Source organism: Kitasatospora sp. NPDC058243 (genome assembly GCF_042882025.1).
Lineage (GTDB): Bacteria > Actinomycetota > Actinomycetes > Streptomycetales > Streptomycetaceae > Kitasatospora.
Window position 1 is genome coordinate 31439 of record NZ_JBHVWW010000056.1, and the last position, 14116, is coordinate 45554.

The 14116-nt window shown below is 73.5% G+C and carries 18 protein-coding genes; 9 read left to right on the plus strand and 9 right to left on the minus strand.

What is annotated here, in order from left to right; translation table 11 throughout:
- Positions 1 to 141: 141 nt before the first annotated feature.
- From ACFVX9_RS29125 to ACFVX9_RS29135, 3 genes are all read left to right on the plus strand, one after another.
- A complete protein-coding gene (locus ACFVX9_RS29125) occupies positions 142 to 354 on the plus strand; it encodes a DUF397 domain-containing protein (protein ID WP_387984353.1) in 213 nt (70 codons plus the stop codon).
- A gap of 353 nt (positions 355 to 707) precedes the next feature.
- A complete protein-coding gene (locus tag ACFVX9_RS29130; RefSeq protein WP_387984388.1) occupies positions 708 to 1514 on the plus strand; it encodes a class I SAM-dependent methyltransferase in 807 nt (268 codons plus the stop codon).
- A 254-nt stretch (positions 1515 to 1768) separates the two neighbouring features.
- Positions 1769 to 2533 (plus strand): maleylpyruvate isomerase family mycothiol-dependent enzyme, encoded by a 765-nt coding sequence (locus ACFVX9_RS29135; protein WP_387984355.1) that lies wholly within the window; start codon positions 1769 to 1771, stop codon positions 2531 to 2533.
- A gap of 59 nt (positions 2534 to 2592) precedes the next feature.
- Here ACFVX9_RS29135 and ACFVX9_RS29140 read toward each other — a convergent pair whose 3' ends face one another.
- The gene (locus tag ACFVX9_RS29140) at positions 2593 to 2745 is read right to left on the minus strand and encodes a hypothetical protein (protein ID WP_380493480.1); all 153 of its coding nucleotides are present in this window, start codon (positions 2743 to 2745) and stop codon (positions 2593 to 2595) included.
- A gap of 173 nt (positions 2746 to 2918) precedes the next feature.
- Here ACFVX9_RS29140 and ACFVX9_RS29145 point away from each other — a divergent pair, with 173 nt between their 5' ends.
- Positions 2919 to 3047: a hypothetical protein gene (locus ACFVX9_RS29145; RefSeq protein ID WP_380344211.1), complete on the plus strand. Its 129-nt coding sequence runs from the start codon at positions 2919 to 2921 to the stop codon at positions 3045 to 3047.
- Between the two features lie 66 nt (positions 3048 to 3113).
- Here ACFVX9_RS29145 and ACFVX9_RS29150 read toward each other — a convergent pair whose 3' ends face one another.
- A complete protein-coding gene (locus tag ACFVX9_RS29150; protein ID WP_387984356.1) occupies positions 3114 to 3683 on the minus strand; it encodes a GNAT family N-acetyltransferase in 570 nt (189 codons plus the stop codon).
- Positions 3684 to 3804: 121 nt separating this feature from the next.
- A complete protein-coding gene (locus ACFVX9_RS29155) occupies positions 3805 to 4005 on the minus strand; it encodes a hypothetical protein (RefSeq protein WP_380375525.1) in 201 nt (66 codons plus the stop codon).
- 441 nt (positions 4006 to 4446) lie between these two features.
- On the opposite strand from ACFVX9_RS29155, the gene ACFVX9_RS29160 reads away from it, so the two are divergent.
- Positions 4447 to 5253, plus strand: a complete 807-nt coding sequence (locus ACFVX9_RS29160; RefSeq protein WP_387984358.1) for an SDR family oxidoreductase — start codon at positions 4447 to 4449, stop codon at positions 5251 to 5253.
- A 27-nt stretch (positions 5254 to 5280) separates the two neighbouring features.
- Positions 5281 to 6174, plus strand: a complete 894-nt coding sequence (locus tag ACFVX9_RS29165) for a helix-turn-helix transcriptional regulator (protein ID WP_387984360.1) — start codon at positions 5281 to 5283, stop codon at positions 6172 to 6174.
- Between the two features lie 60 nt (positions 6175 to 6234).
- Here ACFVX9_RS29165 and ACFVX9_RS29170 read toward each other — a convergent pair whose 3' ends face one another.
- The 5 genes from ACFVX9_RS29170 to ACFVX9_RS29190 form a co-directional block, all read right to left on the minus strand.
- Positions 6235 to 7047, minus strand: a complete 813-nt coding sequence (locus tag ACFVX9_RS29170; RefSeq protein ID WP_387984361.1) for a DUF4253 domain-containing protein — start codon at positions 7045 to 7047, stop codon at positions 6235 to 6237.
- 89 nt (positions 7048 to 7136) lie between these two features.
- Positions 7137 to 8135, minus strand: a complete 999-nt coding sequence (locus ACFVX9_RS29175; protein ID WP_380375517.1) for an aldo/keto reductase — start codon at positions 8133 to 8135, stop codon at positions 7137 to 7139.
- Positions 8136 to 8291: 156 nt separating this feature from the next.
- A complete protein-coding gene (locus ACFVX9_RS29180; protein WP_380344193.1) occupies positions 8292 to 9191 on the minus strand; it encodes a S1 family peptidase in 900 nt (299 codons plus the stop codon).
- A gap of 52 nt (positions 9192 to 9243) precedes the next feature.
- Positions 9244 to 9810, minus strand: a complete 567-nt coding sequence (locus ACFVX9_RS29185) for a hypothetical protein (protein ID WP_387984363.1) — start codon at positions 9808 to 9810, stop codon at positions 9244 to 9246.
- Between the two features lie 158 nt (positions 9811 to 9968).
- Positions 9969 to 10622: a PH domain-containing protein gene (locus ACFVX9_RS29190; protein ID WP_387984365.1), complete on the minus strand. Its 654-nt coding sequence runs from the start codon at positions 10620 to 10622 to the stop codon at positions 9969 to 9971.
- 357 nt (positions 10623 to 10979) lie between these two features.
- On the opposite strand from ACFVX9_RS29190, the gene ACFVX9_RS29195 reads away from it, so the two are divergent.
- The 3 genes from ACFVX9_RS29195 to ACFVX9_RS29205 all read left to right on the plus strand — a co-directional run bounded on the left by ACFVX9_RS29195 (position 10980) and on the right by ACFVX9_RS29205 (position 13476).
- A complete protein-coding gene (locus tag ACFVX9_RS29195; protein ID WP_063352883.1) occupies positions 10980 to 11426 on the plus strand; it encodes a helix-turn-helix domain-containing protein in 447 nt (148 codons plus the stop codon).
- A gap of 173 nt (positions 11427 to 11599) precedes the next feature.
- Entirely contained in the window at positions 11600 to 12205 is a 606-nt protein-coding gene (locus tag ACFVX9_RS29200; protein WP_380427319.1) for a ParH-like protein, read from the plus strand.
- Positions 12202 to 13476, plus strand: a complete 1275-nt coding sequence (locus ACFVX9_RS29205; protein WP_380375510.1) for an MAB_1171c family putative transporter — start codon at positions 12202 to 12204, stop codon at positions 13474 to 13476. Before ACFVX9_RS29200 ends, ACFVX9_RS29205 begins: the two co-directional genes overlap by 4 nt.
- Before the next feature lie 65 nt (positions 13477 to 13541).
- On the opposite strand, the gene ACFVX9_RS29210 is transcribed toward ACFVX9_RS29205, so the two are convergent.
- Positions 13542 to 13985: a hypothetical protein gene (locus ACFVX9_RS29210; protein ID WP_380344182.1), complete on the minus strand. Its 444-nt coding sequence runs from the start codon at positions 13983 to 13985 to the stop codon at positions 13542 to 13544.
- Between the last annotated feature and the right edge of the window lie 131 nt (positions 13986 to 14116).

Here is a 14116-nt window from a genome sequence, read left to right on the forward strand (position 1 = left end):
CACAGGTGGGTGGGGGGGTGTTCACAACCGCCGGAGGGGGGGGGGGGTCAAAAACCAGTGGGTCGGCTGGGGGGGGGCACCCGTCGGGGCGGGTTCCCCCCCACAACCCAGGACCCCAAGCATCCGGAAGGAACTGGCACCATGAGCTCCCGCCCCGACCTGTCCTCTGCCCACTGGGTCAAGTCCTCCCACAGCTCCGATGGGGGTCAGTGCGTCGAGGTCGCGCCCGGCTTCCCGAGCGTCATGCCCGTGCGCGACTCCAAGGACCCTCACGGCCCGGCCCTCGTCTTCCCCGCCGACGCCTGGCAGTCCTTCGTCACCGCCGTCCGCACCGGCGAGTTCGGCGCCAACTGACGCTGCTCGATGGTGCCGCCGACCCGGCTCGGGGCGGCGGCACCTGACACTCTCGCTCTGGATCCGGCAGTCCTTCGCCTGCATGGGAAGAAGGAGCACGGAGCGGTGAACTCGTCGAGGCTGCAGTGGGTGTTGCCGCTCGTCGGCCGCTGTCCCCGCTCACCGAAGGTAGACCGATTCTCACTGAGGTCTGATCGGATCTGCTGTTGTCGTGAGCAGGACTCGAGCGAGAAATCGCAGGCGCCGCCAAGGGGCGTCTCGTACCCTCGTCCTCACCGGTTCGCCGAATAGCCACTGAGGATTGTGTGAAGCACTTCGATCTCCACGCCAGGATTCCGTTGCTCGTGAAGACCATGGCCGCTGCCGACCACAGCCCGGACGCTCAGCTGACACAGACACGCCACCGCGCTTCACTCGTGGAGAGCTGGGACATCGAGCCCGGATCCACCGTCCTCGAACTGGGTTGCGGGCAGGGCGATATGACCGCCGTTCTCGCGGAGGCTGTCGGACCCCAGGGACGCGTGGTGGCCGTCGATGTCGCCGATCCGACCTACGGGGCGCCGGTCACGCTCGGGGAATCGGCGGCCCGGCTCGCGGCGAGCCCGGTCGGGCCGCGCATCGACTTCCGCTTCAGCACGGATGTCCGCGACCTGTCGGTCGACTTCCCCTCCGACACCTTCGACCACGTCGTGCTCACCCACTGCTCCTGGTACTTCGCCTCGCTCGGGCAGCTGCGCGACACGCTGGCCCGGGTACGGCCCTGGGCGCGGCGGCTGTGGTTCACCGAGTGGGACCTGACGCCCTCCTGCGGCGACCAGCTGGCCCACCTGCTCGCAGTATTGATCCAGGGCCAGATCGAGGCTGCAGGCTCACACGGCGAGGGCAACATCCGCACGTCCTTCTCCCGCGAGGCGCTGCTGCGGCTCCTGCCCGAGGCGGGCTGGACAGCGGACGGCGACGGGCCGGTCGACACCGACGCACTCCAGGACGCGGACTGGGAGATCGCCGCCTGTCTCGACCTGATCACCGGAGGGGAACGGTTGGCCGCGCTGCCCGAACCGGTACGGCAACTCGTCCTCAGCCAGAGCGACGTCCTGCGGGCCGTCGCCGCACCGCATGGCAACCGCCCGCTCGCGGCGTACTGGGTCACCGCACGCTGAAGTGCCACCCCGGCCAAACCTTCCGACCTCAGTCGGATCCCGCAGCCCTTGCACTTCCGCAACCCAGCCGGCCCGGCCCGGCGCCCTCGAACACCGAACCAGGTTAGAACTTCAGGCTGCCCAAGGTGTACTGATGGCATCGCGTATTAGGTTGTCGTGAATTGGCCATGCTGGCAGTGGAGTTAAGAGGACATCTCATTTGGGGGGCCTTAAATCGAGTGCGAGAGTTCCGGTCCGGGTGATACAAGGTCTGCGTGACTGAGCAATTCTCCTTCCCCACCCTGCTGCAGATGATCGACGAGCGGTCCGCCGCGTTCCGCGCCGCCGTCGCCGCTGCCCCCAGCCTCGACGCCGACGTCCCGTCCTGCCCGGGCTGGACGCTGTACGACCTGGCGAACCACCTCAGTGAGGGGGACCGCTTCTGGGCCTACATCGTGCTGAACACCGCGCCGGGCGACGAGCGGCCGAGCAAGGACGGGCTGGCGGCGCCCAGGGAGCGAGAGGCCCTCATAGCCTGGCTGGCCGACTCGACGGAGCAGCTGCTTGCCGCTCTGCGCGAGGCCGGCCCGGACCGGGCCTGCTGGGCCTGGTGGGAGCCGCTGGCCTCGCTGCACACGGGGGCCGCCGTGGCCCGCCGCCGCGTCCACGAGTCGCTGATCCACACCTACGACGCCCAGCTGGCCTCCGGTACGCCGCAGGAGCTGCCGACGACCGAGGCGGTCGACGCCATCGAGGAGTTCCTCGCCACCGTCTGCACCGTCACCGTCCCGTGGCCGCACGAGCCCGCCACCATGGACTACCACGCAGCCGAGGCCGGCTCCTGGCGCCAGACGGTGGACGCCGCCGGTTCCCGCTTCACCCGCCTCACCTCGGCGGAGGCCGCCGAGAGCAAGCCCACCTCCGCCATCTACGGCACGGCGAGCGAGATGGCCCTGCTCATGTACATGCGCATCCCGAACGGCTCGCTGCGGATGGAGGGCGACGCCGACCTGCTCCAGCAGCTGCAGAACGGGGGCTGACGGCTTGGGGAGCGATAAGAATCTGGGCAGGCTCGGCTGAGCAATCCGCCTGGGATCGATCAGCAGGACGTCGGGCGGGCGTCGGCGGCGAGGACGAGTTCTTTGCTCGTCTTGCGGGTGGCCCGGCGGGCTGACCGGTCGGAGACCAGGCCGGCTATGGCGGCTTTGGTCTCGGCGAAGTATTCGCGGCGGCCGGTGTAGCGCTGCGCCACTGCTTGTACTCGGCGTTGGCGTGTTCCACGCAGATCCGGTTGGAGGACTGCGCTCGGCGTTCGTGCCGCCAGGCGTGCTGCTCGCCGAGGGGCGCGTCCTTCTTCGGCTTGCGGGGTGGGGCGGTGACCTGGCGTGGGAACTGGTTGGCGAGGCCCCGGTAGCCCTCGTCGACATGCACCTTGACGCCGGGGCGGCGGTCGCCGCCGCGCCGCTCCCGCAGCGCAGACTCCTGCTGCGCCTCGCAGGCAGGGACGAGCTCAGCGACGAGTTCGGCAAGATGCTGCGGGGATATGCCCGATAGGGCGTGATGAGACAAGGCCGCGCGGGCCGATGACTTCACATCCACGGGCGCCGCGCCTCTCGCCGCCTACGCCTGCCGCCGCTCCCACTGCTCCTTCGTGATCTCGTACCGCACACCCCCGTGCTCGGAACCCTCGACCGCCATCATGTAGTCCGGCGTGGGGATGTTCTCCGCGAGCGTCATCCCGAGCTTCTCCATGACGTTACGCGAAGGGCGGTTCACGGTCATCGTCTCGGCCCAGACCATGCGGATGCCGAGCTCGGCGAACCCCTTCGCCAGCAGCGCCTGCGAGACTTCGGTGGCGTAGCCCCGGCCCCAGGCCGCCTGGCGCAGGCGATAGCCGAGTTCGGCCTCCTCACGCGGGCCGCTGCGCAGCGGACGCAGGCAGAACCAGCCGACGAACGCGCCGCCGTCCTTCTCGTCCGCGGCGAACAGGCCGAGGTCATGATTCCAGCGCTCGTAGCCGGCGAGGATGCTGGGGATGGCGAGGTCGCGGACCTCCTCTGGCGAGGTTGGAGCGCCGCCGTTCAGGTAGCGCATCACCGCCGGGTCGCTGTCCAGCTCGATCAGCAGGTCCGCGTCGGCGGCGGCGAAGGGGCGGAGGGTCAGGCGCTCGGACTCGAGGTAGGTGGCCACGTGAGGATCATGGCCGAGACGGGTCGGACGGTCCAGGGAGTTTTCGGGCCGCGTCTGTCACCGGGTGGCGTTCTGACCGCAGTTCCGTGAATGATCTTCAGGTGGGCCGCGAGGGCTGTGGTCAGCTCGTTCGACCACTCTTGTGCAGCGCGGCGCTCGCGCGGAAGCGGATACGGCCGCAGCGGTCTTTCACCTCCTCGGTCGCGTCGTCCGGGCAGCAGCAGTGCCGAGCCAGCCAGGCCAGATCGCCAGGATCCAGCCAGAGTGCCACGCGCCCACGGTCGGCTTCGGTCTGAGGATTGGTCGGCTCGATCTCGGTCATGGCGAGAGGCTACTCAATCCGCAGCAAGCGCCTCGAAGATCATTCACAAAAGCGCGGGCAGAGCCTCTTTCAGACCGCCATCCGAGCCGGCGAATTCAGCACCAACTGATCCACCTACGCGGATGGCTGCGCCGCACAACCCAGGACCTCAAGCATCCGGAAGGAAGTGGCACCATGAGCTCCCGCCCCGACCTGTCCTGATGTGGTCCTGGACCCCATCATCGCAGGTCGCAAGGCACTTCTTCGTTTCTGGAAGAACCATCCACCGGCGCCAGGCGAGGGTGGCTCTCGCAGTACCTGTATCACCAGGGTCTCCCGGACGTTCAAAACGCCTGTCACCATGGACACACGCTGCAGCTTCACCCCCATCAGTTCAATTCAGCTGCCCCGAATGCGCGACCGTGTCAGCGCGTTCTTCGACGGCAGAAGGGACGGAGACCAATGGCGGACAATCAATTCACCGCTCACGCGGAACTTTTCGATCTGAGCGGGAAGTACGCCCTTGTCACCGGCGGCACCAGGGGAATCGGGCTGATGATAGCGCGCGGCCTTCTCCAGGCGGGCGCCCGTGTCGTCATCAGCTCGCGCAAGGCGGACGCGTGCGCGGAGGCACAGCAGCTGCTGTCCGAATTCGGCGACGTTCAAGCGATCCCCGCCGACCTGTCCAGGCACGACGAGTGTCAGCGCCTCGCCGATCTCGTCCAGGTCGACTCGGAACGCCTGGACATCCTTGTCAACAACGCGGGGGCGATGTGGCGCGAGCCGCTGGAGACGTTTCCGGACGAGGCCTGGGACGCGGTGATCGATCTCAACCTCAAGTCGCCGTTCTGGCTGGTGCAGGCGCTGCTCCCGGCACTTCGCAGGGCGGGCACCGCGGATGATCCCGCGCGGATCATCAACATCGGCAGTATCGCCGCCATCCACGTCGCCCAGTCGCCCAACTACTCGTACGCCAGCAGCAAAGCGGCTCTTCATCAACTCACCAGGGTGCTTGCCAGGGAGCTGGGCCCGCAGCACGTCACGGTGAACGCGGTGGCACCGGGAGTGTTCCCGTCGCAGATGACGGCGTCCACGCTCGATGCCGTCGGCGACACGATCGCGGCGGCGGCCCCTCTGCGCCGGATCGGCCGCGCCGACGACATGGCGGGTGTCGCCGTGTTTCTCGCCAGCCGGGCCGGGTCCTACCTCACGGGCACCGTCATCCCGGTGGACGGCGGCATCGCGACGACCGCATCGGGCACCCCTTAGACTGCGGGACCGGCTTACGGTGAGGGGATGGCCACGATGGATCTGCGCACCGAGATCCGGGAGTTCCTCAGCTCGCGTCGCGCCCGCATCGCACCCGCGCAGGCGGGCCTGCCCGCTTACGGCGGCAACCGTCGGGTCAAGGGTCTGCGCCGCGAGGAGGTGGCGCTGCTGGCGGGGGTATCGGTCGACTACTACGTGCGCATGGAGCGCGGCAGGCTCGCCGGTGTCTCCGATGGCGTGCTCGACGCGTTGGCCTCTGCCTTGCAACTCGACGAGGCCGAGCGCGACCACCTGTTCCACCTCGCGCGCCAGTCCACGGCGCCCAGCGGCCCACGCCGACGTAGGCCTGCCGTGACGGTGCGCGCGACGCTGCAGCAGGTGCTCGACGCGATCTCCGGTGCGCCGGCCTGGATCGGTAACGGCCGCTACGACGTGCTCGCCATGAACCGACTCGCTCGCGCGCTGTATTCGCCGGTGCTGGCCGACTCGCGACGGCCCGCGAACACGGCGCGGTTCGTCTATCTGAACCCCGAGGCGGCGAGAGATTTCTTTGTCGACTACGACCACATTGCCGGCGGCGTGGCCGCGAAGCTGCGCATGGAAGCCGGCCGCGATCCGCACGACGAGGAACTGATCACCCTGGTCGGCGAACTGTCGACGTCCAGTGAGCTGTTTCGGCAGCGGTGGGCATCTCAGGACGTGCGGCTGCACCGGTCCGGCCGCAAGCGTGTGCGCCATCCGATCGTGGGCCGGCTCGACTTGGACGTCGAGTCCCTGGGACTGCCCGCCGAACCCGGCCTGCACCTCAACGTCTACACCGCACCCGCGGGCACACCGACCGCTGACAATCTGGCGCTCCTGGCGTCGTGGGCGGCCACCCAACAAGCGCCGGCGACCGAGCTCGAAGCACACAACGGATAGCCCGACCCCTTCAGTACTGGTCCGGTGGATCCGGGCCCGGTGGCGGGAGCGGGTGCCGGGTCAGTCCCACCAGAACGACCACTGGTGGGCGGCGACGAGGCCTTCGGCGTAGGCGGTCAGGGTGCCGGTGCCCTGGAAGACGAGGTCGGGGCAGAAGGCGGTGTGCTCGGCGGCCAGCGGGAGGGCCTCGGCGAGCGTGGCGGGCGGGACGGCGACGCTCAACTCCAGGGTGTCGAAGCCGACTTGGACGACCTGGGCGCCGAAGCGGCGCTCCCAGTCGGCGAGCACGGCGGCGATCTTGGCGGTGTCGTCCTCGTGGTTGAGCGGGCCGCTCCAGCCGCAGGCGGCCAGTGCCTCGGCGCCGCTGCCCGCCTCGACCAGGCCCAGGCGCGCGTCCCGTACGGACAGCAGCACGTCGGCCAGGCCGCGGGCCTCGATGCCGGGGGCGCCGTCGGGGACGGCCGCGGCGGGGGCGGTGCCGGGCCAGGCGGGGCCGAAGGGGGCCAGGGCGGCGTGGAGTTCGGCGGCGTCCTCGGTGTCGAGCGGGCCCTCGGGCGCGTCCTCGTCGGTGCCGCCGAGCTGCTGCCACCAGCGGCGCAGCAGGGCGTCGGGGTCGTAGAGGGTGGGGTCGGAGGCGGAGGCCGGGAAGAGTTCACCGGACAGCCAGGGGCGGTAGTCGGCGCCGTCGCCGAGGGGGACGAGCAGCAGCGGCCACAGGCCGGACTGCGGGTGGGCGCGGTGGAGTTGCTGCCACAGGCCGGCGGGGGCGGGGGCGTCGCTGATCCACAGCAGCGGCTCCGGCCCGTCCTCGCCGCCGACCAGGCGGCCGGGCGGGAGGGTGGCGGGCAGGAGACGGGACAGGTCCGAGGTCATGGGGCCACCGTAGGGGCGGTCACTGACAAGGGAGTTCGGGCAGGGGGGCCGGGCGGCTGGGTTCGGGCCCGCGGTGCGGCGGGGGTGGTTCAGGCCCAGGGCAGGGCGGCGCGGGTGCGCCAGTACGCCGGGGCGGGTTCGGCCAGGACGGCGAGGGCGGCCAGGTCGTCGGGGTCGGGGTGCAGGGTGGCGGCGGTGAGGTTGGAGGCGAGCTGGTCGACGGTCGCCGCGCCGGACAGGACGAGGTCGGCCCAGGGCTGGGCGGCGGCCGCGGCCAGGGCGAGGGCGTCGAGGGGGGCGCCGGTGCGGGCGGCGAGGGCGCGCAGTGCGGCGGTGTCGTCCCCGGTGGCGTTGCGCCCGGCGAGGCGGCCGTTGGCCATGGCCTCCTTGACGACGACCAGCCAGCCGGCGGCGTGGGCTTCGGCCAGGGCGGGGGCGGCGGAGGGTTCGAGCAGGTTCCAGGTGGCCTGGACGGCGGTGAACAGCGGGCGGCCGTCCACGGTGACGGCCAGGGCGGCGCGGATGGTGTCCGCCTGGGCCGGGCCGCTGGTGGACAGGCCGACCCGCACGCCCTGCCCGGCCAGGTCGGCCAGGCGGGCGTGCAGGGCGGTGTCGGTCAGGGCGGGGCTGTCGGGGGTGACGGAGTGGACCAGGTAGACGTCCAGGTGCGGGCCCAGCAGGGAGCGGGTCTCGTGGATCTGGCGGTCGAACACCGCCGTGGAGTGCTCCTTGACCTCGTGCGCGGCCACGCCGGTGGTCTGCCAGCCGGCCGTGTAGGTGTAGCCCCACTTGCTGCCGACCGTCACCTCGGCGGCGGCCTGGGGGTGTTCGGCGAGCCACTGGGCGACGAACTCCTCGGCGCGGCCGTAGGAGCGGGCGGTGTCGAGGTAGCGCACGCCGGCGGCGTAGGCGGCGTCGAGCAGGGCGTGGGTGCGGTCGCGCAGTGCCTCGACGGTGCGTTCGGCGGGCAGGTCGCCGTCGCGGCCGAGGGTGATGTAGCCGGGCCGGCCGACGGCTGCGGTGCCCAGGCCGTACCGCGCGATCGGCGGGCGGTCGGTGGCGGCTCCGGTGGCGGGGTCGGTCGGCATGGCGGGGTCTCCTCGGGCGCGACGGTGCTCACCTGGGACTTTACCGTCGGGTCGGTCGGCGCATCCGGCCGCCGGGGTCGGGCGGTCGGCCGGATACGCCGGTCAGCCAGGCCGGTCAGTCAGTCAGGCCAAGGCCGGTCAGCCGGGTCAGCCGGGTCAGCCGGCGGCGATGGTGGCCCGGATCCAGTCGGCGTAGGCGCGCACGTCGGTGTACAGGCCCGGACCTTCGGAGCAGGGCACGCCCGGGGCGCCGGGGCCGGAGGTGGTGCCGATGAGCTCCCAGCGGCCGCCGCGGCCGCGCTGGATCTGCGGGCCGCCGGAGTCGCCGAAGCAGGCCATGGCCTTCGGGGTGGGGCTGGTCGTGCACAGGCGGGTGGGGCCGGCGAAGCCGGGGGCGCAGTCGGCCGCGGCGGCGCGGCGGGTGTCGAGTTCCTGGAGGCGGTCCGGGAAGACCATGTCCTCGTACTTGGGGGTGTCGAGGACGGTGCCGAAGCCGAGCAGCCGGGTCGGGGTGCCGGGCGGGCCGGGTCGCTGGGCGACGGGGATGGGCCGCTGGGCGACGGGGCGGTCCAGGCGCACCAGGGCGAGGTCGTCGTAGTTGGGGCGGGTCTGGCCGTCGCCGAAGCTGAAGCCGGGGTGGACGACGGTGCGGGTGATGGCCCGGACTGTGCCGCCGCTCTTGCGGTGCGCGCTGCCGATGCGCACGGTGCCGTCGAGCGTCAGCTCGCTGCCCGGGTAGCCCTGGACGCAGTGGGCGGCGGTGAGGACCCACTGGGGGTCGATCAGTGTGGCGCCGCAGGTGCCGTCGGCTATCTGCTTGGCGCTCATCGGGATCGTGGCCATGAACGGGTAGCGCTCGGTGGAGTCGTGGCCGTTGACGATCGCCTGGGCGCTTCCGGTCATGGCGGTGGCGCCCAGGGCGGCGGCGAGGGCGGCGACGGCGGTGGCGCGGGCGGCGCGGCGGCGGACGGTCTTGCGCAGGAGCACGGGTGACGGCCTTTCGGATCGGTTGGTTCGGATGCGTCCAGCCAACCCTGCGGCGCCCGTCCGGGACATCCGGGCAGCGGGCCGCCGGGCCCGGGGGCTGTCCCCCGGGCACGGCGGCGGGCTACCAGGGGGTCGCGGCGGGCCGGGCGTTGGTGCCCGGGGCCTGCGCCGGCCTGGGCGCGGGGCTGGCTGCGGGCCGGGAGGCGGGCGCGGGCCGGGAGGCGGGGGCGGGCCGGGTGGCGGGCGCGCCGAAGTCGCCGACGTCGTCGGAGGAGGAGGTGCGGATGGCCCGGGGCGCGGAGGGCTGCAGGGAGTCGGCGGCGCGCACGGCCCGGACGGGGGCGAGGGCGGGGGCCGGGGCGAGGCTCTGGTCGAGGCGGACGACGAAGTTGACGTAGTCCAGGGGCTTGTCGGGCCAGTGGCAGTCGTTGCTGGTCAGCAGGCGGCTGCGGACGCCGTCGCGTTCGGTGACGGGTCCGGGGGTGACGCGCAGGTTCGGCTGCCAGCTGCGGCCCCACAGGTGGTGTTCCAGGGTCAGCGTCCAGCTGTCCTCGTCGACTTCCAGGGTGGCGCCGACCCGGCCGGGCAGGATCCGGGTGCCGTAGGGGCCGCGCACCACCGCGCGCTGGTCGAAGCTGGCGTTCTTGCCGACCACGGTGATCCGCCATGCGCCGTGGAACCTGAGCATCGCCGCACTCCTGACGTCCTGGCGCGCCGTCCGGGCGGGCGCGCTTCCGTCGGGGTCAACGGCTGCGGGGCGGTGGGCGGCTCAGCGGTGGGCGGCTCAAAGGGCCGGGCCGGCCGGGGCGGGCGGCACAGACCCGGCTCGGGCGGTTCGGGCCCGGTTCAGGCGGCGTCGGGGCGGGCGGCGGGCCGGGCGGGGAGGGGCTCGCCGGGGACGCGCTCGCCGGGGGCGGTGTGGGCGAGCGCCGGGTAGCCGTGCGCGGTGAGGACGAGGTCGGCGTAGCGGCGGTCGTCGAAGGGGACGCCGTGGCGCCGGAGCAGGTCGAACAGTTCGGCGAGGCGGCGGTGTTCGGTGCCGCGCGGCAGCCCGTCGCGGGTGGTGCCCAGGATGCCGAGGACCGGCCCGTACAGGCGGGCGCCGCGGGCGATGCGGGCGGTGCGGGCGGTCCGGCGGGGTGCCGGGGTCAGGCGCAGCAGCAGGACGAGCCGGTGGGCGCCGGAGTCGGCGTCCTGCCCGGCGTCCATCGTGAGGCCCTGGATGTCGCGCCACCGGTAGCGGCGCGGGACGAACGCCCGGACGAGGGTGAGGCCGTGGTCGTCGGCGCGCAGCCAGAAGCCGTACGGGACGGGCAGGGCCACGCCCAGGACGGCCGCGCTCGACAGCAGCAGCGCGGGGACGGCGCCCATCCGGCCGGCGGCCCCGGTGTCGGCGAGCACGACGCCCATCGCCAGGGCGAGCACGCAGCCGACGGGGGCGCCGGCGGCTCGCCACAGGAAGCCCAGCCGCACCGTCTGGTGTCGCGGCGCCGTGTTCACGGGCGCTCCCTTCCCATGTCGTGCCGTCGGTGGGGCCGGCCGGTCCGGCCGGTCCCGTCTCGGGTGTCGATGCCTGGTGGTCCCAGGGGAGTCGGTCACACTACCGGCCTGCCGAGATCATTCGGATGATCCGGGGGAAACGTCAAATGTCTTTAACACGAACGGACTTGATGGCCAGTCAGTTCGACCGGACGGCCTGCGGTCCAGGATGTCAGCCCCCGGTGGAGGGGTCAACTGACGTTGATTGGCGGTATCTTGTGATCCACGCCAGCTGATGCCGTTGGGTTATCGTGACCTGGCCGGCCCTGCCCGCCCGCCAGGAGGAGACGCGCGGGGCCCCGGTGAGGAGGGCGGGCCATGGCGGAATCGAACCGGGAGGACGGACCGGTGGAACTGTCCGGGCTCGCGGCCAGGATCGAGGCGCTGTTCCACACCGTCCGCAGGCCCGACCGCGAGCAGTACACCAACGAAGAGGTCGCCCGGGCCTGCCGCGAGGCGACCGGGGAGTCGTTCTCCACCACCTACCTGTGGCAGCTGCGCACCGGGCGCCGGGACAACCCGACCAAGCGCCACCTGGAGGCGCTCGCCCAGTTCTTCCAGGTCCCGCCCGCGTACTTCTTCGACGAGCGGCAGGGCGCGGAGATCGCCAAGGAGCTCGCCCTGCTCGGCGCGCTGCGCGACGCGGGCGTGCGCAGCCTGGCGCTGCGCGCGGTCGGCCTCTCCTCCGAGGGCCTGGACACGGTCAGCGAGCTGATCGACGTCATCGCCCGCCGGGACGCGGCCCGCCGGCACCCGGCGCCCTGACGCCGGCGGCGCGGGCGGGGGCACAGGCGCGGGCGGGGCGGACGGGGGCGCGGGCCGCGGGCGGGGCTGACGGGGTCCGGGGCCAGGAAGACGGGGGCCAGGCACGGAGGCGGAACCACGGCGGTCGGGAGATCGGGGGGAACGGGGCCGCTGATCGAGAAGGGGAACACAGCGTGCGGGACGACAGGTGCTACCGATCGGCGCTGCGCCGCTGCCGGCGGATGGCCGAACAGCTGGAACTGCCAAGCCCGTTCGACACCACCGTGCTACTGGAGCAGATCGCCCGCCGGCGGGGGCGGCCGATCGACCTGCTGCCGGTGGCCGCCCGGCCCAACGCGCCCTGCGGACTGCTGGTGTCCACCCGGGAAGCGGACTACATCCTGTACACCGCCGACACCAGCGCGCTGCACCGCCGGCACATCCTGGTCCACGAGATCGCCCACCTGCTCCTGGACCACGCCGGCTCCGCGCCGCTCGGCCCGGCCGCGGACCTCCTGCCGCACCTGTCCCCCGACCTGGTCCGGCGGGTGCTCGGGCGCACCGGCTACGACGAGCCCCAGGAGCGCGAGGCCGAGCTGCTGGCCTCCCTCATCCTCAGCCGGGCCGCCAAGGCCGACGCCGCGCACCCGCCCGGCCCCGCCCCGCACCCGGACTCGCTGGACGTCCTGGACGTCCTGCTCACCGGCGAGCCCGGGCCCGGACCCGCCGGCGACCGGGCGGCCGACGGTCGGGCGGCGGGCGGTCGGGCGGCCGGCGACCGGGCGGCGGGGCGTCCGTGAGCGGCCTCGTCCTCTACGGCGTCGCGCTGTTCTTCGCCCTGAGCGCCTGGCACTTCGCCCGCGGCCGCCGGACCAACCCGCGCGCCATCGCCCGCTACAGCTGCTACGCCACCGCGCTGCTCGCCGCCGCCCTGCTGCTGCTCGCCCCGCCCACCGTCCAGGCCGCCGACCGGCTGCACCGGCTCGGGATCGCGCCCGCCCTGCCCGTCCTGCTCGGCGACACGCTGCGCATCGGCGCGGCCTGCGCGATCCGGCTGCTGGCCGGTGTCCTACGCACGCCCGAGCCCGCTCGCCGCGCGGTGCGGCGCCAGCTGGCCCTGCTGGCCGGTGTCCTGGGGGTGCGGGCGGTCCTGTTCGTCGCCGCCGCGCCGGGCCTGGATGCCTCCGACCTCACCGCCGCGCCCTCCACCGGCGCCCGCCTGGCGCTGGCCGGGTACACCGCCGCCGGCGTGCTCTACCTCGCCTACTGCCTCACCGCCCTGCTGCGCCAGCTCGCCCGGCTCGCCCGCGCCGCCGCGCCCGGGCGGCAGCGCAGCGGGCTGCGGCTGCTCACCCTGAGCCTGGTCGCGGGCCTGCTGTGGAACGCCTGGGGCGTCGACGACGTCGTCCAGGCGGCGGCCACCGGCACCCAGGCCGGCGCCGAGGACGCCCTGTGCGGCGTCCTGGGCCTGCTGTGCGTGGCACTGCTGGCGACCGGCCTGGGCACCACGGTGTGGCCGGCCGCGCACGCCGCCGTCCGCGGCTGGCTGCGCGCCCACCGCCGCTACCGGGCGCTGGCCCCGCTCTGGCGGGACCTGCACACCGTGCTGCCGGAGATCGCGCTCGCCCCGGCCAGCCGGCTGCCGCTGCTGCCGCCGCGCGACCCTCAGTTCGCCCTGTACCGGCGGATCATCGAGATCCACGACGCCCGGCTGATCCTGCGCCAGCACCTCGACCCGCGCACCCCGCGGTGGCTCGCCGCCGCCACCTCGCGCTTCCCCCCGCCCGCCGCCCGGGCCGACGCCACCGCCGAGGCCGCCGCACTGGCCGCCGCACTGGAACGCGCGGCCGCCGGCGCCCGGCCCAACCCCGACACCCCGCGCACCGCCCCGGCGGCCGAACCGCCGCACGCCCTGGGGCCGGACCTGGAGTCCGAGGCCGACCACCTGGCCCACCTCACCCGCGTCTACGCCACCTGCCCGGCCGTCGCCGAGGTCCGCGCCTGCGCCCGCGCCGCCGCCCCCTCCCCCAGCGCCCCCGACCCCGACCCGGTCGCGAGCCCCGTGCGGTGAGCCGCCGGACCGGCCGGGGGCAACCCGGCCGGTGGAACGGCGGGAGCGGGCCGGGGCGGCGGCCGCTACCGGCGGACGGCCGCCAGCGAGCGCAACTGCACGTGGACGGCGCCCGGTTCGGTGCCGGTCAGCGCGGCGACCTCGGCGGCGGGCAGGGCGAGGACCAGGTGCAGCAGCAGGACGTCCTGCTGGGGGGCGGTGAGGTGGGCGACCGGGCCGAGCGGGCGCGGGCCGGCCAGGGCGCAGACGCGTCGGCGGACCGCCTGCCAGGCGCAGGCGGCCGGGCTGGCGGTGGCCAGGGCGTCGAGCCAGTGGCCGCTGAGGTCGTCGAAGGCGCCCTGGACGGCCAGCGGGGCGTCGGCCGCGGGGAGCAGCAGGGCGGCGTAGTCCAGGTAGTGGCGCAGGTGGAGGTCGTACAGCGCCCACAGGCCCAGCGCCGGTCCGGTGGCGGTGGTCATGGCGGTGGTCGTGGCGTTGGCGGTGGTCGGCTGTCGTGGTGGTGTCGGCATGGTTGATTCCCGAGGTGGCGCGGGTGGGTGCTGGTCCGCGGACGGGGGGGTGGTGGGGGGTTTTCCTCCCCCGACCCGGTCCCCCCAACACCCCCCGGCCACCACCCCCGCCCCCCCCCCCCCCCCCCCCC

Bases quoted from the DNA above. Each gene is read 5' to 3' on its own strand.
- ACFVX9_RS29130 (WP_387984388.1), top strand. From the start codon at position 708: ATGGCCGCTGCCGACCACAGCCCGGACGCTCAGCTGACACAGACACGC.
- ACFVX9_RS29175 (WP_380375517.1), bottom strand. From the start codon at position 8,135: ATGCCGACCGACCCCGCCACCGGAGCCGCCACCGACCGCCCGCCGATC.
- ACFVX9_RS29185 (WP_387984363.1), bottom strand. From the start codon at position 9,810: ATGCTCAGGTTCCACGGCGCATGGCGGATCACCGTGGTCGGCAAGAAC.
- ACFVX9_RS29210 (WP_380344182.1), bottom strand. From the start codon at position 13,985: ATGCCGACACCACCACGACAGCCGACCACCGCCAACGCCACGACCACC.
- ACFVX9_RS29145 (WP_380344211.1), top strand. From the start codon at position 2,919: ATGCACCTTGACGCCGGGGCGGCGGTCGCCGCCGCGCCGCTCCCGCAG.
- ACFVX9_RS29180 (WP_380344193.1), bottom strand. From the start codon at position 9,191: ATGTCCCGGACGGGCGCCGCAGGGTTGGCTGGACGCATCCGAACCAAC.
- ACFVX9_RS29155 (WP_380375525.1), bottom strand. From the start codon at position 4,005: ATGACCGAGATCGAGCCGACCAATCCTCAGACCGAAGCCGACCGTGGG.
- ACFVX9_RS29195 (WP_063352883.1), top strand. From the start codon at position 10,980: ATGGCGGAATCGAACCGGGAGGACGGACCGGTGGAACTGTCCGGGCTC.
- ACFVX9_RS29165 (WP_387984360.1), top strand. From the start codon at position 5,281: ATGGCCACGATGGATCTGCGCACCGAGATCCGGGAGTTCCTCAGCTCG.
- ACFVX9_RS29160 (WP_387984358.1), top strand. From the start codon at position 4,447: ATGGCGGACAATCAATTCACCGCTCACGCGGAACTTTTCGATCTGAGC.
- ACFVX9_RS29170 (WP_387984361.1), bottom strand. From the start codon at position 7,047: ATGACCTCGGACCTGTCCCGTCTCCTGCCCGCCACCCTCCCGCCCGGC.
- ACFVX9_RS29125 (WP_387984353.1), top strand. From the start codon at position 142: ATGAGCTCCCGCCCCGACCTGTCCTCTGCCCACTGGGTCAAGTCCTCC.